Annotated in this window: 15 protein-coding genes; all 15 read left to right on the top strand. The window is 42.3% G+C overall.

Translation table 11 applies throughout. From position 1 onward, the window contains the following. The first annotated feature begins 298 nt into the window (after positions 1-298). The 15 genes from E3K36_06780 to E3K36_06710 all read left to right on the top strand — a co-directional run bounded on the left by E3K36_06780 (position 299) and on the right by E3K36_06710 (position 20,145). Positions 299-1,063 carry a hypothetical protein gene (locus tag E3K36_06780; protein ID MCF6154948.1) on the top strand — a complete coding sequence of 255 codons (765 nt, stop codon included), beginning with the start codon at positions 299-301 and terminating at the stop codon, positions 1,061-1,063. A 59-nt stretch (positions 1,064-1,122) separates the two neighbouring features. Beyond that, the gene (locus tag E3K36_06775; protein ID MCF6154947.1) at positions 1,123-3,288 is read left to right on the top strand and encodes a hypothetical protein; all 2,166 of its coding nucleotides are present in this window, start codon (positions 1,123-1,125) and stop codon (positions 3,286-3,288) included. A 178-nt stretch (positions 3,289-3,466) separates the two neighbouring features. After that, positions 3,467-4,417: a c-type cytochrome gene (locus E3K36_06770; GenBank protein MCF6154946.1), complete on the top strand. Its 951-nt coding sequence runs from the start codon at positions 3,467-3,469 to the stop codon at positions 4,415-4,417. Between the two features lie 44 nt (positions 4,418-4,461). After that, positions 4,462-5,232 (top strand): cytochrome c, encoded by a 771-nt coding sequence (locus tag E3K36_06765; protein ID MCF6154945.1) that lies wholly within the window; start codon positions 4,462-4,464, stop codon positions 5,230-5,232. Between the two features lie 85 nt (positions 5,233-5,317). Beyond that, positions 5,318-6,913 carry a c-type cytochrome gene (locus E3K36_06760; GenBank protein MCF6154944.1) on the top strand — a complete coding sequence of 532 codons (1,596 nt, stop codon included), beginning with the start codon at positions 5,318-5,320 and terminating at the stop codon, positions 6,911-6,913. Between the two features lie 24 nt (positions 6,914-6,937). Continuing rightward, on the top strand, positions 6,938-8,425 hold the full coding sequence (locus E3K36_06755; GenBank protein ID MCF6154943.1) for a c-type cytochrome: 1,488 nt from the start codon (positions 6,938-6,940) through the stop codon (positions 8,423-8,425). After that, on the top strand, positions 8,425-8,994 hold the full coding sequence (locus E3K36_06750) for a cytochrome c (GenBank protein ID MCF6154942.1): 570 nt from the start codon (positions 8,425-8,427) through the stop codon (positions 8,992-8,994). The genes E3K36_06755 and E3K36_06750 overlap by 1 nt, the downstream gene beginning before the upstream one ends. A gap of 23 nt (positions 8,995-9,017) precedes the next feature. After that, positions 9,018-10,340: a hypothetical protein gene (locus E3K36_06745; protein ID MCF6154941.1), complete on the top strand. Its 1,323-nt coding sequence runs from the start codon at positions 9,018-9,020 to the stop codon at positions 10,338-10,340. Between the two features lie 503 nt (positions 10,341-10,843). After that, the gene (locus E3K36_06740; protein ID MCF6154940.1) at positions 10,844-11,818 is read left to right on the top strand and encodes a hypothetical protein; all 975 of its coding nucleotides are present in this window, start codon (positions 10,844-10,846) and stop codon (positions 11,816-11,818) included. A 51-nt stretch (positions 11,819-11,869) separates the two neighbouring features. Then, on the top strand, positions 11,870-13,081 hold the full coding sequence (locus E3K36_06735; protein MCF6154939.1) for a 4Fe-4S dicluster domain-containing protein: 1,212 nt from the start codon (positions 11,870-11,872) through the stop codon (positions 13,079-13,081). A gap of 14 nt (positions 13,082-13,095) precedes the next feature. After that, complete coding sequence (locus E3K36_06730; protein ID MCF6154938.1) at positions 13,096-13,890, top strand: hypothetical protein; 795 nt, start codon at positions 13,096-13,098, stop codon at positions 13,888-13,890. A gap of 2 nt (positions 13,891-13,892) precedes the next feature. Beyond that, positions 13,893-14,846, top strand: coding sequence for a hypothetical protein (locus E3K36_06725; protein MCF6154937.1), 954 nt, complete (start codon positions 13,893-13,895; stop codon positions 14,844-14,846). A 67-nt stretch (positions 14,847-14,913) separates the two neighbouring features. Then, positions 14,914-18,363, top strand: coding sequence for a nitrate oxidoreductase subunit alpha (locus E3K36_06720; protein ID MCF6154936.1), 3,450 nt, complete (start codon positions 14,914-14,916; stop codon positions 18,361-18,363). Positions 18,364-18,505: 142 nt separating this feature from the next. Continuing rightward, complete coding sequence (locus E3K36_06715; protein ID MCF6154935.1) at positions 18,506-18,946, top strand: hypothetical protein; 441 nt, start codon at positions 18,506-18,508, stop codon at positions 18,944-18,946. Positions 18,947-18,957: 11 nt separating this feature from the next. Continuing rightward, positions 18,958-20,145: a cation:proton antiporter gene (locus E3K36_06710; protein ID MCF6154934.1), complete on the top strand. Its 1,188-nt coding sequence runs from the start codon at positions 18,958-18,960 to the stop codon at positions 20,143-20,145. Positions 20,146-20,341 lie beyond the last annotated feature (196 nt).

Below are 20,341 nucleotides of genomic sequence, written 5' to 3'. Positions count from 1 at the left end.
GAAATTAGGTCTCGACTATTAAGGTTGAAGAACTGTTTTTTTGTTCAGTGATATTTAAAACTAACAATTTGAAATTTAATTAGTTATGCGATTTTTTTTTGTTTTTTTTGTTTTTTTTCAAAAAGGAATGAATATTGTTAATGTCTTTATCCCATATTAAGATTTTTTCAAAATAACCTTAAATCGCTGGTTTCTGTTTGTTCTGTGGCTAAATTTGCGGTTGACAAAGTCTTTTCGTAAATGTATTATGCGCTTCTTTAAATTGGATATACTAAGCAAAGTTCTTGTGTTTTAAAAGATGAATATGGAGGTAATAATGGTGAAAAGTTTGCGGTACGTATCTATTATAGGTGGTTTGGCGATTGGTGTAATGACCAATATGGTGTGGGTAAGTCATGCGGCAAAGGCGGAGGCTTACAAAGAGATCGATGTGAAGGATGGCGGAGCAATTGTTGGGATGGTTAAATATGAAGGTGATGCCCCGGCTGTAAAAATGCTAAAGGTCAATAAAGACGAGCAGACCTGTGGTCATGAAAATAAACAATCAGAAGAATTGGTGATTAATGGAGAGACCAATGGGGTCAAAAATGTTGTAGTTTCCTTGGTTAATATTGCGGAGGGTAAGAAAGCGGAAGCGGCAGTTGCTGTGTTGGATCAGAAGGAGTGTGTGTTTATTCCTCATGTGCTTGCTGTATCTGCCGGTACCAGTGTAGACCTGTTGAATAGTGATAATGTAATGCATAATCTCCATTCCTGGTCGATCAAAAATCCGGGCTTTAATGAAGGGGTGTCTGGCGGCGGAAAACTTACGAAAAAATTTGATATCCCTGAGGTGGTTAAGATAACGTGCGATGTCCACAAGTGGATGAGTTCGTTTGTAGTAGTGAAAGACAACCCTTATTTCGCTGTTACGGATGAGAATGGGCGTTTTAAGATAGAGAATGTGCCGTCGGGTACATATAAGATTGAGGCCTGGCAGGAAAAGCTTGGGAAAAGGACAAGTGAGGTGGCTGTAAAGCCGAAAGAAGAAGCTACGGTAGACTTTGTCTATGCAAAGAAATAACTGTGATTATACTTTTATCGAAAATGTGTAACTTACTCGAATAAAAAGGCGCACCGCTAATGAATAATTTGAAGATATTGCTGGAATTTACAAAAAAAAGTGCTTTTGTTGTTGTTTTCTTGTTTTTTCTCGCTTTTGTTTCATCCCTTTCCTCTTCTCGGGGTGTGATTGCAGCAGATGAACCGGCACAAGCGGCAAAAGAAGGTGATACCCCGGCGGCTGGGGTGGAATTGCCTCAATTTGAGGCAGGTCAGTCATCGGGATCGCCTCAGTCAGCCGAAGGGCAGCCTGCGGAGGGCGCAGGAACCGCGACTGCGGCGATAGAGGAGGAGGAGTTGGCCCCGGTTCAATATCGGACATTTTTTGGCATGGATCCCCGGACAGTTGTCTGGATAGTGTCGGAGTTGCACCTCATGTTTGCTGCCTTTGTGCTTGGAGTTCCCATCTTTGCTGTGATTGTGGAGATTGTAGGTTTCAAAGGTGGCGACATCAAATATGACAAGATGGCAAAGGAGTTTACCAAGCTGTTGTCCGCAGCCTTTGCCACGACTGCGTCATTGGGGGGGTTGCTTGGGTTTTGTTTGTTCGGTTTGTATCCAGAGTTTATGGGTCATATGACGAATGTCTTTGCGCCGACCATGTATGTTTATGCGCTGATGTTCTTCGGTGAGGCATTTACCCTGTATGGCTACTATTATTCGTGGGAAATCCTTAAGGGGACAGCGGCAAAGAAATGGTTCCACATTACTCTGGGTGTTCTCCTCAATCTCTTTGGAACAGGGCTTATGTTCTTGACCAACTCTTGGGCTACATACATGATGAGCCCTTCCGGAATTGTGCCGGCGACAGGAAAGGTCCTCAGTTTATATCATGCCATATATAATCCGCTCTGGATGCCTGTAAACATCCATAGGTTGATTGCCAATGTATGTTTTGGTGGTTTTGTAGTTGGTGCTTATGCGGCAGTAAAATTCTTGGGTGCAAAGACGGAAGAAGAAAGGGCGCATTATGACTGGATGGGTTATGTCGGAAACTTCATTGGGGTAGGGGCGCTGATACCACTGCCCTTTGCGGGATATTGGCTGGGGCGGGAAGTGTATAGTGCCAGCCCTGTAATGGGTAATATCATGATGGGTGGGGCGTTCTCCTGGACATTTATTATCCAGGCAATACTGATTGGTATGCTCTTTATTGGCGCTAATTATTACCTGTGGCTTGGAATGGGAAGGATTAAAGGGTCTGAACGCTACACGAAATTCATCAAATATCTTGTTTTTGTTATCTTCATGTGTTTTGCTGTGTGGCTTACCCCTCATAATTTACCACTGAGCGGGGAAGAAAGGGCGATGATCGGCGAGCAGTACCACCCTTTCTCCAAATATTTTGGAGTTATGGCTGCGAAAAATGCAGTGGTCAATCTGATCATCCTTTCAACCTTTTTCTCTTTTTTAATTTACAGGAGGAGCAACAAGGGGGAGACCGTGCCATTTTCTGAACAGGGGCGGGCTGGCAAGATAGGAATATTTTCTGTCCTGATCTTTTGTTTGTTAATGTTGGTTTCCTATGCAATTTCGCTCAATTTTGTGGAATTAGAGGCAAATATAAAGGTTTTCGTGAAACCGCTTATACGTGCACTTTATATCCAGTCATTTGCGGTATGTCTGGCGGCCTTCTTGACGTTTAAGAATAAAGGGAAGCTGGCGCAGGCGCTGCTATTTGCGGTCACTGCATGCATTGCCGTGCTCTATTTCTGGTATTATGGTTTCGAGGTTATGCAGAAGGCCAACCTGGTGCTGAGATACTTGTCGGTAACGCAGGTTTCGATTGTGATGAGCTGCCTGATCATGAATGCCGTTATCGATATCTTTATGTTCCGCAAAGCAAAACTTGTGGGTGGTATTGTGTGGGGAAAGATGCCGGTGAGATCCCAATATGCATTGCTTCTCCTCTGCGTGGTTATCGTTATACTGATGGGGCTTATGGGCTTTATACGTTCTGGGCTGAGGATGGATTGGCACATTTATGGTGTGTTGCAGGATACCTCGCAGTGGGCATACACTCCAACCTTGTCATTTATGGGAAGGGTTGTTGGTTTGATTGTCGCGCTCTTCCTGGGATTGGTTACTTTCGTATTCTGGCTGGCTAACCTGGGTGAAAAGAAGGAGAAAGGGGTATTGAAAGAAGAGTTTGAATTAACAGAGCCGCATCCGGAGCACTATACGTAGCACCTTGATAATAAGGGTTAAATACCGAAGCGGAATCTGAATTAACAATAAGTAAAAAGCTGAAGGATGAAACGCATTGTGAAAACTGTGATGAGTGGTTCGTAAATTAGAAGTAAGTTAGCGGAGTAATTAATATGATTGAATTTTACTATGGTAAAATGAAGGCCTGGAAAAACTTATGAATAAGAGCATGTTAAAAATTACAGCTTTTGGAATTGCAGTTATAGGATTTTATATCTATATCACAATATATGTGGCGGGGCTTTCTGGCACGGGTGAGGGTGAGACTGCTGGAGGTGTCAGCCCGGAGGCTGGTGAAAAGATATTCTGGGGAGACGGGCAGTGTGGTACCTGTCACAAGATAGGGACAAGTGGGAGTGCTACAAGGGGTCCTGATCAAGATGGATTGGCAGGCAGGGCTGAGGAGCGCGCAAAGGAGTTGGGTATGCCTTCCGGGTTGGATTATCTCGTGGAATCCATCGTAGAACCGGAAAAATATATTGTGAAAGGTTATGATAAAATTATGCCCAAGGTGTATGACCCTCCCATTATGTTGTCGCGTGAAAAGATACTGGCGGTCTTGGCTTACCTTCAAACGCTGGGTGGAGAACCTGACATCAATGCACTCATGAAATATAAAGATAAGATACCTGAGGCCTCAAAGAAGAAGGTAAAACCTTGGGTACCTCCGATAGTGGTTGATGCAAAAGAAGGGGAAAAGGTGTTTTTTGATGAAACGCGTCCGGTTACCTGTGGTAAGTGCCATGTTGTGAACGGTAAGGGGCAGAAGGTGGGGCCGGAACTTACAGGAATTGGTGCAATTCAAACGCCTGAATACTTTGTGGAATCTATCCTTAAACCCAGTGCAAAGATTGTGAAAGGCTACGAGACGATGTATGTGATAACTTCTGACGGCATACCTTACAATGGGTTAATCAAAAGTGAGACAGAGGAAGAGCTTGTATTGTTAAAGGAAGAAAGCGGCGAGATCGAAGAAGTCGTAATTCCGAAGTCTGATATCGCCGAAATGAAAAAACAAGAGGTGTCCATCATGCCTGGCAATATTGGTGAACTTTTGAGTGTAAGGGACTTTTATGGTATCGTGTCCTTTTTGCAAAGTTTGAAATAGATTATGTGGTGCATAGCGATTGAACAATAGTTAGGAGTGTATGAATGGCTAATAAACGCAAGACTTTTTTGTTTATCTGGATAATAACAGCCGTTGTCTTTTTGTTTCTGCTTCTTAAATATGCTTCGCCAAAGATTTTTCAGGTCTTAATGGGAAAAGGGCATCCCATGCCCACCCCGAGTACCCTGATGATGTGGTATATGATTATGGGGGTTTTGGCTGGCTTGGTGTATGCAACTACCAGCAATCAGAAGTTTGTAGATTTTTTAAGTTTTTTGCTTCCCAATCAGGGACCAAAGATTAAGTTTTTATTACAAAAGATGCTATTTGTTGGTTTTCCTGTTCTTGTCGGATGGTTTGTGTACACATGGTCGATTCCCGGTGCTGCCTCACCTGTAGAGCTGAGGATTCAGCACCCAACATTACCGCAAGATTTTGAGAAACTTGAAAATCCATTCAGGCAGGCGGATGCAGATATCCAGCGGAAATCTATCGAAGAGGGAAAGATACTTTTCCAAACGTATTGTCGTCCCTGTCACGGTTCGAAGGCAGATGGTAATGGGCCGTTTGCGAATTCGTTCCGTCTAAGGCCGATAAATTTTCAGGATCCTGGTACGATTGCAACGGTGGTGGATAATTATCTCTTCTGGCGAATTAAAGAAGGCGGACCTGGTCTTCCTTCGGAATCTACGCCTTGGGATTCGGCGATGCCTGCGTGGAAAGATGATCTGAAGGATGATGAGATCTGGAAGATTATCATGGGTGAGTACGATACAGCTGGTGTTATGCCACGGCAAAGAGAAAAACTTGAGTAATGCGTGTTTGTGTAAAAACAGGATTTGTCTTCACTGTTTTTAAAGATTAATTTATAAACAGCAAGGAAAAAGAGCAAGTAATACTATGATAAAATCGTTTAAAAAAGGATTGATTGGTTTTGGATTAATCGGCGTATGTGGAAGTGTCTTTTGGATATGCGAGGAGGTATCTGCGCAAGCATCACATTTATTTAGAACGTATAAACATGAAGTGCCTCAAAAGCTGCCAGAAACGCCAGAAGCAATTGCTGAAGGAAAAAAAGTTTACGAAAAGAGATGTTGGTATTGTCATGGAATTGAGGGAAGGGGTGATGGTCCAGCCTCTATAACAATGTTCCCAAAACCAAGGAACTTTACCAGGAATGAATATAAGGTTCGTTCCACTACTTTTGGGTCAGTCCCGACGGATGAAGATTTGTTCAGAATTATTACGAGCGGCATAGAAGGAACGGCCATGCCTTTCTGGAGCACAATCAGCGAGGCAGAACGGTGGCAGGTGCTCTATTATCTCAAGACCTTTAATGAGCAGTTTAAAAAAGATGTTGCGCCTAAAGTAATCCCAGTGGGAAGCGTGGCTTCGACCCCGGAAAGTGTAAACAGGGGCAAGGAGTTATTTCAGGAAATGAAATGTTTTGAATGCCATGGTGATGATGGCAGGGGAAATGGGCCTTTGACGGTTGCCTTGCAAACTGAGTGGAACATGCCTTATCGAGCACGGGATTTGACAAAGGGATGGAATTTTAAAGGTGGCAATACGATGGGAGATATCTATCGTACGATTTCAACAGGATTTAATGAAACCCCTATGGGCTCTTATTTAGAAAAGCTTTCTGATGAAGACCGCTGGCATATCGTACACTTTGTAAAAAGTTTGGCAAAGGATATGGCATCAGACGTTGTAGTAAAAGTAAAGTTGCTTGAAGGTGATCAACTACCGTCTGAACCTTTAGATGAGAATTGGAATAAGGTTTCTCCTGTGGAAATTCCACTGGCAGGTCAAATTATCGCAAGTCCTCGACACTGGACTCCTTCCGTGGATGCAATCATGATTAGGGGGATGTATAACAAGGATGAAATTGCCTTCTTGGTGGAATGGGATGATTCCACTAACAAACAAGAGGATGTCTTCAGAGATGCCGTTTCCATTCAGTTCCCGACTAAGATTCCGGAATCTCTAAAGAAACCATATTTTGCAATGGGTGACTCTGGTGGGGCTGTAAATCTATGGTCTTGGAAGGCACACTGGCAAGAGGGTTTTGGCCAGATTGTGGAAGCTCCTGTTACGGAACCTGGGCTAGTAAGCGAAATGAATGCAAGGGGATTTAAAAGCGTTACGATACAGTCACCAGAAAGTCAGAATGTTACGGGACGGGGAATATACCAAAACGGAAGATGGAAAGTTGTGTTGAAGAGAACACTGAAGACTGAAGATGCAAAGGGAGATATCCAATTTGAGATTGGGAAGCTAATTCCTGTGGCCTTTGCGGTATGGGATGGTTCAAATAGCGATGTTGCCGGTCAGAAGTCAATATCGGCATGGTATTATATCATGCTTGAAAAACAAGTTCCTAAGACGGTTTTTGCGTATGTATTGGTTGCCATTGTCATGGGCGCAAGTGTTGAAATGTGGTTTATCGCCAGACTGCGCAGATTCCCTCCAAAATTAGAAGAAGAACAATAAAAATATCTTGTTAAGGAGTCTTGAATGAGGTTAAGGTCTATAGTTAGCTTACGGAAAGTAACGTTTGTAATCACCATGGTGTGCCTATCTCTGCCAGTGTTTGACAAGGTTTCTTTTGGACAGGAGCGAAAGATAGATGCCCTTTATTTGGAATTAGATAAAAAGTATCGTATTCCTGAACAATGGAGTGTCCTGCCGTTTGAACTCGAAGATCCCTATAAGAGAATTAAAAATGGGCCTCCGTTGGTTAATATAATCTACAAGGCAAAGATAGAGTGGCTTTCGCGATGGATTGCTAATCCAAAAGCGGTAGTACCCAACGCGAAAATGCCAAATCTCGGATTGGATTTTGAGGAGATTAAGGCCGTTATTGCTTACCTTGGCAGTATTGCCGAAAAAGAAGTGCCCCAGGTTTCATGGGATGACTTTTTATTGAAGCGGGAGGAAGAGCTTTCGGATGATGAGTATGACAAGATGGATAAAATTTACAATAATGGAAAAGGTGTATGGGGGCGTGCCCGCTGTACGATTTGCCACCCGATTAAAGGGATTGGCGGAAATGTGGGGGTCGGACCAGATTTAGGTGAGATTACAACAAAAATAAACAGGAATTGGCTCTATGACTGGTTAAGCAACACGAAAAGTCATTTTCCTGATACAATGATGGCGCAGTACCGGTTTAGCGATGCAGATGTGAGGGGAATCGTTGAGTTTGTCTTGCGGGATACGCAATTCATGCCAGAAGAAGAGGAAGAGGAAGAGGGCGGGGAAGCCAAACCCGCAGAACCAGAAGTTCAGGTGCTGACTGAAAAAGAATTTAGCAGTATAAGAAAGGATAATGCCCTTATTGAAAAAGGAAGGGATGTGGTTGAAAAAGCAAGGTGTTTTGTTTGTCATGATATAAAAGGAATTCCCGAATTAATGCCTGTGGTAGAGAAAAAGCGTGAGGGATTAGCTGGATTTGAAAAACTTTTATATGATATTCGGTGTTTGACTTGTCATCGGATACAAAACAAGGGCGGTACCTATGCACCCAACCTGACCATTGCGGGTAGTAAGATAAAGATGGGGTGGGAGCGTGAGTTTTTGCAGGCACCAGATATTATCCGGCCGCTTAGCCAGCAGATGCCGAAGTTTAATTTGACCGAAGAGGAAGCAACGGCAGCTACTGATTATATTGAAAAAAATCTTATTACCAAAGAGTCTCTTCCGGATATTTATAAGGAAGGGGCCCCATCCTCTGAAATAATTGCCGCCGGGGAGAAGGTTTTTTATGAGAAGGGGTGTAATACTTGCCATTCAGAAAGTATTGCAAAAGGGGGTGGTGTTGTTGGTCCTAACCTTGCAACTGTGGGTGATCGGCTTCAGCCTGCATATATTCTCTACCATCTGAAAAATCCGCAGCTGGTAAACCCTCAGGGTGTAGAGCCAAACTATGGTTTGTCGGAAGATGAGTTGAAGCAACTGGTAGGTTTCTTGGTAGATCATGTGCAGAAGAAAGAGGGTAAATAATGGGATATTTTTTATCTGGTAAAAAATTAATTATAAGCTCATTTGTTGTGGTGAGTATCTTGTGTGCCTATTCAACGGCAAAGGGATTAGATGTTTCTCCGAGGGAGCAAGTTTTTTTACTATCACCCAAAAAGACCTTTGAATATTATTGTTCACCTTGTCATGGTATGAAAGGAAAGGGAGATGGTACATTCTTTACCATTGATTTAAAACCGAAGCCTAGAAATTTTACCGATGTAGAATACATGAAGAAGAGGACGGATGATCAGCTTGTGAAGTCCATTACCGAAGGTTCGAAGGCGGTTGATAAATCTAATCTTTGTCCTCCATGGGGAAAGACGCTTTCAGAGAAAAGGATCAAGGAGCTAGTAGCCTATATACGAAGTTTTTCTGTGCAGGAAACTGCAAAGCCAGTAGTTGCGGTAAAAGAAACTACCGTTGAGGATAAAAAGGACAGCGTGTTTAAATCATCGGTGAGATGGTTATTCATTGGTGTGATTACCCTCGCATTAGCTGGAGGGGCAATTAACGAATGGAAGAAACTGAGGAAAGAATCGTCTCAGAGTTAGAGAATAACTAATCAAACGTCCCTATGTATAAAAAAATATTTATCGCTATTGATAATTCATGCCACTCTAATTTTTGTATTGACCTTGGTATTGACCTCGCCAAAAAGTTTGGCTCCCTGCTGGTGGGATGTCATGTCTATGATGCATCGTTGCATCAAAGACGGTTTCGCGATATGGAAAAGGGGTTGCCACCACAATATCAGGACGAAAGTGTTCTTCAAAGGCAGCGTGACCTTCATAGTTCATTGATCAACCTTGGGCTTAAGTTGATTTCTGAATCTTACCTGGATGTGTTTAAAAATAAGTGCAATGAAGCAACTATTCCACACGAAGGTCTTTTGTTAGAAGGTAAAAACTATTACGAGATCATTAGGGAAGTACAGGGAAATCAATATGATCTTGTGATTATGGGGGCGCTTGGTTTGGCCGCTGTAAATGAGAATATAATTGGGAGTGTTTGTGAGCGTGTGGTGAGGCGCATCAAGACCGATGTCCTTGTGGCAAAAAATAGGCGTTTAGAGGGAAAGGTGGTAATTGCAGTAGATGGAAGTGCACCATCTTTCGCAGGGGTTAAATCGGCCATTTCCTTCGCTAAATTGTTTAACTTAAAACTTACTGCAGTATCTGTATTTGATCCGCATTATCATCGAGTCGCCTTTGAAAGTATTGCAAATGTCCTTTCTAAGGAAGCAGGGCAAATTTTCAGGTTTAAGGAACAAGAAACGCTCCATGAGGAGATTATTGATAAAGGTCTTGCAAAGATATATCAGGGTCATCTGGATCGGGTAAACAGAATGGCAATAGATGCCGGGGTGGAAACGGATATCGTTCTGATGGATGGTAAACCGTATGATAAAATATTAAAATACATACAGAACGAAAAACCAACAACGGTAATCATGGGACGCACGGGCGTGCATAACACCAATGGATTGGATCTTGGCAGTACAACAGAAAATTTAATGAGGTTGGCGCCTTGTAATGTATTACTTACCGGGGGAAACAAGGACGCAATGCTTGATGTTTCCGTGGATAATCAAGAATATCTGAAGGTATCGGGAAAGGAAAAAGAAATAGCAAAGAGCACGCATGATCACTCGCATAATCAAGATGGTTTTTTGAGAACTGTTAAGAGTGACCAAAAACCACATACAAGAACACAAATCCCTGTTTGGACGCAGGAGGCACAGATACAAACAGAGCGTATTCCTTCTTTTGTTAGAGACATGGTTAGGAAAAAAATCGAGGAGTATGCTTCTGGGAAGGGTTATAGAGAAATCACAACACAGATAGTTAATGAAGCAAGAACTGCATTTATGAATGACGGTTCGTTTCATAGGATTTGATAATCAGATTACTATATATTTGAATACAAACTTGTTCTGAACTTGCTAAAGGTATAGAACTGAAGAAATTGTACCGTCTTACCATTTTTTATCTTAAGAAATATTAAGTATCCATTTCATTTTTGTATCGATGCTTTAATGCCCATTTCAGTTGCGCACTACTCATTTCAAGGAAGAAATGCCTTCGTTGTCATAATGTTTTGCTAAATGCAGAGGCAAAAATTAGTAATATTTGTAATATAATGAAAATAAAAACACTACGCCATGCATATTTTTGTGTGAATTGTTTTTGGGAAATGGAATTGAATTTGCTGAAAGGGAGTTGTGTGCAAGGGATAATTTGTGGCGCCGTAAACAGTTCTCTGGTTGGTAGAGATGTACATTCGGTGATAGGAAGGTGTGGCGGTTAATTTGTTTTTGTTAATGTTATATTATATGATATAATTTGGTTGTTTTGTAACTATTTTTATACGAGTAATGGTTATTATGAGGAGGAGTGGAGAATGATGAAATCTTATGTGTTGTTTAAAAGGTATGGTGTTGCCCTCCTAAGCTGTGCGTTTCTTAGCGCTACATTATTTGCAGCGGAGGAGACGGCGCCAGGGGTTAAAGGGATGTCTGAAGAGGAATTTACTCCGGCCAAAGAGGTGTTAACAGTGAAATATGTAGAGGTAGCCAAGCCGTATCATATGGATGTGGAATCATTGCAAGGTTTTTTTAACGATGCGCAGGCCGTTACGGTGCCCCTTAATATGCAGGATAAGGCATTTCCCAATGGGGGTGGCTCGGTGAAGAGTGCGGATGTAAAGGCTATTCATGATGGTCTTGCGATTTATTTCAAGATTACCTGGAGTGATCCAACAAAGAATGCCAGGGCAATAGCCGTGCAGGAGTTCAGAGATGCGGTGGCCTTGATGTTTCCTCTGGGGGCGGTTGAGATAACACCGGCGGAACATTTTAGTCCAAGGATGGGAGACAGGGAAAAGCCCACGAACCTCTGGCACTGGAAGGCAGACTGGGAGGCGGATTTGCTGGTAAAGGGCGAGTTGGAAGATGTCGAAGCACAGTACCCAAATATGCACGACGATTTTAATTTGAATCCTTACAGTGCGTATTATCATCGGGAACTAATAACCAGCGTAGAGGTTTTATCGGGTGGAAGGGCTGCAAATAATTTGCTTTCTCAGCCAGGAAGGGGGAGAACGGTAGAAGATTTAAATGCAGAGGGTTTTGGTACCCTTACTACGCAGGCTCATCAGGACGTGAACGGATGCAGCAAATATGAGGATGGGGTATGGACAGTGATTATCTATCGTTCGTTAATTACAGAGGATCCCCATGATGTGCAATTTGTTCCTGGTGGAACTACGTATTTCAACATGGCGGTATGGAATGGTGGTGAAAAAGATAGGAACGGACAAAAGAACATATCTTCTCAATGGCATCCCGCAACGCTGGAAAGAGTTGCCTGGCAATAATTTACTTTGTAGGATATTCTGCAGGATATAAAGTTTAAGGAGGATTAAAAAATGACGTTAGTACATAACTGGCATTTAGGGAGACGTATGGAGTATCCCTATTTCGAATCCAGACCAAAAAGACAATTTGCTGCGGTATTTAATATCAACAGGTGTATTGCCTGTCAGACGTGTACCATGGCCTGCAAGAGTGCGTGGACTTATAACAAAGGGCAGGAGCACATGTGGTGGAACAATGTGGAAACAAAACCGTATGGTGGGTATCCGCAATCCTGGGACGTTAAAACGTTAAAGTTAATTGATAATGGTGAAAATACCTGGTATACCGATGAGAAAGATGAAAAGCTGTCTCCCTATGGAGTATATGAAGGTGACACGATATTTGAGGCGGCCTCGAAGAAGAATATTAATCAGTGGGCGGTAGGATACATTCCGGAGGATAAGGAATGGAGGGCGCCAAATTTTGGTGAGGATGTAGCAAAGAGTAATAAGCCCGACGAATATTCATCGTTGCCGGAACATAGTCGTTGGTTCTTTTATATTCAAAGACTTTGTAACCATTGCACGTATCCAGGTTGTCTGGCCGCCTGTCCAAGAAAGGCTATTTATAAGAGGAAAGAAGACGGAATAGTTCTTATCGACCAGAAAAGGTGTAGGGGATACAGGAAATGCGTAGAGCAATGCCCGTACAAAAAACCCATGTACCGGGGTTTAACAAGGGTAAGTGAAAAGTGCATCGCCTGTTATCCCAGAGTTGAAGGGAGAGATCCATTAACGAAGGGGCGCCCGATGGAAACGAGGTGTATGGCTGCGTGTGTAGGGCAGATTCGTTTGCAGGGATTCCTGGATGATAATCCGAAGAATCCAGTCACGTGGTTAATTAGGCACGACAAATTAGCATTACCTCTTTATCCCCAGTTTGGAACGGAGCCTAACATATACTATATACCACCGAGGTGGGCGCCAAGGTCTTATCTGAGACAGATGTTTGGTCCCGGTGTTGATGAGGCGATTGATAAATTTATGGTACCTTCCCGAGAAAGATTGGCGGTGATGTCTTTATTCAGGATGACCCAATCAATTATATTTGAGTACAAGATTGAGGAAGGGCCGAAGGTGTTTGAAACGACGATTCACGGTAAGAAGTTTGAGTTGTACAATGATACCGTTATTGGATATGGTGAGGATGGACAGGAGATTGTAAGAACAACAATAGAAGAGCCTGTTCATATCAGAGACCCAAAACATTACAATTCAATTTAGAATTGAGGTTTATTATGGAAGTCGACAGTAGTAGTCATTTAAATCAACAAGTTGCATCCAGAGTGGGTTGCTTGCTTGTACGGAGTGCAATGTATCAGGTTTTGTCTGCCTGTTTTCTTTACCCAACAGAGAAGAATTTGTCAATACTGAAAAGTCCTGATTTGCAGGAACACGAGAACGAGCTGATACTATGTTACGAAGGTATAGACGATGGTGTGGAGTTAAGGAGATGTTTGAAAGAGGTTCAGGATTTGTTTAGAGTTACAAACATTGAAACCTTGCAAGGTATATATCAACGCATTGTCGGACACACCATGTCGAAAGAGTGTCCTTTGTACGAAACTCAATATGGTGCAGCTCATGTTTATCAGCAAGTGCATGAGTTAGGTGATATTCAAGGTTTTTATAAAGCTTTTGGGCTTGATATTTCTGACTTAGAGAAGGAACGGTGCGACCACATTAGTGTAGAGTTGGAGTTTATGCACTTTCTGTTGTACAAGCAGGCCTACGCCTTGGAAAATCATGGAGATGAAAAAGCGCAGATATGCGTAGATGCGCAAAAGAAATTCTTGAAAGAGCATCTAGGGAAATGGGTGCCCCTTTTCTCGGTTCTCTTTGGCAGGAAGGCAGGAGAAGGTTTTTATTGTGCCGTATCTGCTTTGACAAAAGAGTTCTTGCGATTGGAAATGAAATTCATGGATGTTAAAACAGAGATGTATAAGGAATCTGATCTCAATCAAGAGGCGGTGGCTGGAGTTGCGGATGAATGTTTGTCTTGCGCATCTTCTGAAGATTTTAGTGAGGAATGATTATGAAGTTGGAATTTGATCCAGGTTTGATTGAGGAAGTAATATTTGGAGAGTTAAGGGCCAGGGAGGAAAAGGGTGATTTTTCTTTTACTCTCGAATATCATTCTTGTATTGATCCGGTTTACGAAAATTTTCCCATGGATGAGAGGCCTTCGCAGTTTAAAAAGATTGAGTGGGACTTCTTTAAAAAACTTGAGATTCCGAAGCTAATAAAAGAGATTTTTGATGAATTTCCTGAGCTGGAAGAAAAGGCTTGCGGGGGGGTGATTGCAAAGGCAGCGAATAATTTTGATGAAGGTGCTTATCTTACAAAAGGGATGAATCAGGAGTCTGGTCAAAAAAAGATAGTTGTTAAATTAATGCCAGACCGTTTCCGGGAAATTCCCTATTTAAGAAAGTTAGTCAGGCATGAATTGATGCATGCCTCCGATATGCTCAGTGAAACATACGGCTATCGTGATGAACGCCTCGGCGGCAATCCTATGGAAGAAAGTATAGTCAAGGAGCGATATTGTACTTTTTGGGATGTTTATGTTGATAGCAGATTGATCAGGAAAGGGAAAGAAACGCTTTCTGATAAAGAAGGAAGATATAGAGAATTTGAAGCTCTTTATAAAAAGATTCCCGATGAAGTGAAAATCGCTATTTTTGATTTTCTGTGGCAAGATGAGAATTTAACGCATGATAAGATACTGAGGCTGGCAAAAGATGTGAATGAAGTAATAAAAATTTCTGAAGGGTTGCCCATAAAGCATACTCTTAAGAAGAAAAAAACCATCCTGCCTGGTGCTCAATGTCCCTTATGCCAATTTCGCACGTATCATTGGGTAGAAAATATTGAACAAGATGCTTATCTTGTGAATGCAATAAAAAAGGATTTTCCCGGATGGGAACCGGAAGATGGCGTGTGTGGACAATGCATCGAGGCTTACAAAGTTAGGAAAACTGTTTGTTAATATTTTATAATAATTAGGCAATACTTTTTATATAAATGGTTTTTAAATTGAGAAAGGAGTAGGAAATATGAAGCTTACAAGAAGGACTTTCCTGCAGGTGGCAGGTGCAACGGGAGCGACCTTTACCCTTGCCAATAAAGCAATGGCATTTAGGCTCTTAAAACCCGCTGTTGAGGTAGGAAATCCATTGGACGCCTATCCTGACCGTGCATGGGAAAGTGTGTACCGGGATCAATACAGGTACGACCGCACATTTACCTATACGTGTTCACCGAATGATACCCATGCCTGCAGGGTAAGGGCATTTGTAAGGAATGAAGTGATTATGAGGGTCGAGCAAAACTACGATCACCAGAATTATTCAGACCTGTATGGAAACAAGGCCACAAGGAACTGGAACCCCAGGATGTGCCTCAAGGGTTATACCTTCCATCGGAGGGTGTACGGACCTTACCGGTTAAGGTACCCGCTTATCAGAAAAGGGTGGAAGCAATGGGCAGATGACGGATTTCCGGAATTGACACCAGAAAATAAATCAAAATATCTGTTTGATGCCCGCGGGCAGGACGAGCTTTTAAAGGCGTCCTGGGATGATGCCTGGACATATGCGGCAAAGGGGATTATCCATATAACCAAGAAGTACAGCGGAGAAGAAGGTGCAAAGAAACTTATAGAGCAAGGCTATCCGAAAGAGATGGTGGATGCCATGAAGGGTGCTGGCACCCGTACCTTCAAGGGGCGTGGTGGGATGGGTCTTTTGGGTGTCATAGGGAAGTATGGCATGTACCGGTTTAACAATACCCTCGCCTTAGTTGACAGTCACAACAGAGGAGTAGGCCCGGATAAGGCATTAGGTGGAAGAAACTGGTCCAACTATACGTGGCATGGAGATCAGGCCCCTGGCCATCCATTTGTTCACGGGCTGCAGACATCAGATGTTGACATGAACGACATCCGGTTTTCAAAGCTGGTTATCCAAACGGGGAAAAATCTCATCGAAAACAAGATGCCAGAGGCACACTGGCTTACGGAGGTAATGGAAAGGGGCGGGAAACTGGTTGTCATCACACCGGAATACAGTCCATCATCTCAAAAGGCTGATTACTGGATACCGATCAGGTGTAATACCGATACGGCGCTTTTCCTGGGTTTAACGAAAATATTGATGGACGAGAAGCTGTATGACGCGGATTATGTGAAGAAGTTTACTGATTTCCCCTTGCTTGTCAGGACGGATACTCTGAAAAGATTACAGGCGAAGGACATCTTCCCGGATTATAAACCGGAAGATATTTCTCATGGTCCGAGCTTTAAGATTCAAGGTTTGCATGATGATCAAAGAGAAATGATTGGTGACTTTGTTGTATGGGATGCAAAGACCGACAGTCCGAAGCCAATTACCAGAGATGATGTAGGTGACAAACTGGTGGCTAAAGGAATTGATCCTGTGCTCGATGGTACTTTTAAGGTAAAAACTGTTGATGGTAAAGAGGTCGAGGTCATGCCACTCTTTGAGATGTATAAGATCCATCTGAAAGATTATGATCTTGATACAGTTGTTGAAATAACCAATTCACCAAAAGAATTAATCGTAAGGCTGGCACATGATATTGCCACGATAAAACCTGTAGCGATTCATTATGGTGAAGGCATCAATCACTGGTTTCATGCAACGTTATTTAACAGGTCGACGTATTTACCTCTTATGCTAACTGGCAATGTAGGCTATAAAGGTTCTGGTTCCCATACCTGGTCAGGTAACTACAAGGCCGGCAATTTTCAGTCTGCAAAATGGTGTGGTCCGGGATTTTATGGATGGGTAGCGGAAGATGTATTCAATCCAAACCTTGATCCAGACGCGCCTGCAATGGATCTGAAGGTAAAAGGTCGCGCCTATGACGAAGAGGTGGCTTACTGGAATCATAATGACAGGCCGTTGATTGTTAATACACCCAAGTACGGACGTAAATGCTTTACGGGGAAAACACATATGCCGACACCAACCAAGATCATGTGGTTTACCAACGTGAACCTGGTCAACAACGCAAAGCATGTGTACCAAATGCTGAAGAACGTGAACCCAAATATCGAACAAATTATGTCCACCGATATTGAGGTGACTGGTTCTATTGAGTATGCAGACTTTGCATTCCCGGCAAATTCCTGGGCAGAGTTTGAAACCCATGAGATTACAAGCTCATGTTCTAATCCATTTGTGCAGATATGGAAGGGCGGCATAAGGCCGGTTAATGATTCAAAAGACGATGTGATGATCCTTGCGGGCATGGCAGCGAAGCTGGGGGGGGTACTCAGGGATATGAGGTTTAGAGATTACTGGAAGTTTGCCTTAGAAGGCAGGCCCGAAGTGTATATCCAGAGACTGCTGGATGGAAGTACGACCTTAAAAGGTTATACTTTTGAGGATATTGTGAATGGGAAATATGGGGAACCGGGCGTTGCCTTGTTGCTCTACAGGACTTACCCAAGGCATCCATTCTGGGAGCAGGTACACGAGAGTCTGCCATTCTATACTCCAACGGGAAGGTTACAGGCTTACAATGATGAATCAGAGATCGTTGAGTATGGCGAGAATTTCATCGTTCATCGCGAAGGACCTGAGGCTACTCCGTATCTGCCGAACGTTATCGCCAGCACTAATCCTTATATCCGTCCTGATGATTATGGAATCCCTGAGAGTGCAGAACATTGGGATGAAAGAACTGTCAGGAATATCAAGAAGTCATGGGAAGAAATTAAGCAGACGAAGAACTTCCTGTGGGAAAAAGGCTATAAATTCTATTGCGTGACACCGAAATCCAGACATACGGTGCATTCACAATGGGCGGTAACAGACTGGAACTTCATCTGGAATAACAATTTTGGCGATCCCTATAGGATGGACAAGAGGATGCCGGGTGTTGGTGAGCATCAAATTAATATAAACCCGCAGGCGGCTAAGGATTTAGGCATCAATGATGGTGATTATGTCTACGTCGATGCAAATCCAGCCGATAGACCATATGAAGGCTGGAAACCAAACGATCCATTTTATAAGGTGGCAAGGCTCATGTTACGGTGCAAGTATAATCCAGCTTACCCATATGGAGTAACAATGATGAAACATTCTGCATGGATTTCAACGGAAAGAAGTGTAAAGGCTCATGAGACAAGACCGGATGGCAGAGCACTGTCGGCTGGTACGGGATATCAATCCAGTTTCCGTTATGGTTCCCAGCAGAGTATCACGCGGGACTGGTCCATGCCGATGCATCAGTTGGATAGCTTATTCCACAAATCAAAGACAAGCATGAAGTTTGTTTTTGGTTATGAAGCTGATAATCATGGCATCAATACAGTTCCTAAGGAGACCCTGGTGAAGATTACCAAGGCAGAAGATGGCGGTATTGGTGGAAAGGGATTATGGGATCCTGCTAAAACGGGTTATACCGCAGGAAATGAGAACGATTTCATGAGGAGGTACCTGAATGGTGAATTAATAAAGATAGAGAAGGATTAAGCTCTTCGATAAGTCAAAAGTGAGCTAACAGATGGATACCCACATTTGTTAGCTCACTGACTACCATTCGAGAGCCGAAATTGCCTTTTAAAGCAGAGTGAATTTGTTTATGAAGTATTCGTTAAAAGGAAGGAAGGCCGTTATGAAGATATACAAGACAAATGGCTGGAAGTTATGTATGATTTATTTTTTTGGATATATATTATTCTGTGGGGTACCGGATAGTCTTGCTGACGAGAAGAAAAAATACGAACCGATAGTACATGGGGTAATGATTGTATCTATGGATGTCCCTTTGCTGGAAACTATCGGGAATCGAATCAATGTTGAAGTTGTTATAGGCAACGAGAGGACAACAAAGGTGACGACAATATTGACAGTAGATTGTCCTACAGCAAATCAACTCATAGGGCGTGAGGCTGAAACGCTGGACGGCCTGTCTTCAAAAAAAATCGTTTATGGCTGGGATACCAGCGGGCTAAAGGAAGATACTTATACGATACGGGCAGAATTAGAGCAGATACCTGGAGAGACGTATGTCGACGATAACATACGGCAAGTAAATGTTTTTTTAATTCCTTAAGGTGATGAAAAATGATCGTCAATGAAAGCGTATTCTCGCTGGGCATTTCCCTCATCGCCTTATTTTTAGCAGGCTTTTTAGGCGCCAAAATAAACCAATCCCTCGTTGCCATTTTTATCGTAGTCGGCATTATCCTTCAGAATTTTTTCCCTGTTACGATCATCACAGAATTTATCGCCAAACTAGGGATTATCTTTATGTTATTTATGTTCGGCCTTGAATTCTCAGTCGGGAGTTTGATTAATAGTAAAAGAAAATTATTCAATACAGGAATGTATGACTTGTTGTTTAATTTCCCGGTTGGTCTGGTTTTAGGCTGGTTTTTGGGATATGGTTTAATACAGTCAATCTTACTTGCAGGGATTATTTACGTGACCAGTTCAGTAATTGTGGCCAAATCTATCATTGATTTGAGACGTTCGGCAAATCCGGAAACCGAATATATTCTTAACGTCCTTCTTTTCGAGGACATGTTTATTGCCGTGTTCCTTGCATTTATTATTGGCATTGTTAATTACGGTTCCATGGATACAATGGGCGCCTTCTTCGTTATGCTAAAGACCTCGGCATTTTTTCTGTTTTTTATCATACTTGCCAGAACTTCAAAGAAATACATCGAAAAGATCATTGATATTGAACACACAGAATTATTCGTGATATTGATTCTTTCAATTATCGTACTTTCAGCAGGCGCAGCATCCAGAATAGGACTTTCTGAGGCGATTGGTGCATTTCTAGCAGGACTTTTATTGTCAGAAACAAAACAAAAACACAGGATTTCAGATGCAATTAAACCCTTTCAACAATTTTCCACAGCAATCTTCTTTGTTGCATTCGGAATGTCGATAGATTATAAGCATTTAGGAAGTCTTGTCCCCATAGGGATAATCATATTTATTATCTCTTCTTTCAGTAAGATTATTTGCGGTTATTTCATTGGAAAAAAATACGATTTGAACAAAAGAGCTGGGCTAAGACTTGGATTTAGTCTTGTTCCAAGAGGAGAGTTTTCCATTATCCTGGCAGGGGCCATTACTATGAATTCCCATGCTTACCCGTTGCAGTCACTTACCGGGGTCTATGTATTGCTCAGCGCAATTCTTGGCAGCATCATGATGAAAGAATCGGAATGGTTTATAAAGTGGTTTCTTGAAAGAAAAAAGGTATGGGAAAAAATTCCGAAATCAGGAACCAATTAAAGGTCACTCTTGTTTAACTTATATGAAGTCAGAGATAAAGAGAGAAATAATGCACAAGCACTTTTCGGGTTTGAAATGATTTGACTAAAGATGGTATCGCAAAGTATCATAAATAAATCTGTGAATAGCGTGAAAGGGTTTGTCGTGGTGTATAATAGCGGTTAATTTGTAATAAGTTCATTTTAAAAACATTAAA

This window comes from Candidatus Brocadia sp. (assembly GCA_021646415.1).
Lineage (GTDB): Bacteria > Planctomycetota > Brocadiia > Brocadiales > Brocadiaceae > Brocadia.
Note: the sequence above shows the minus strand (reverse complement) of the source record. Positions and strands in the feature narration are given on the sequence as shown.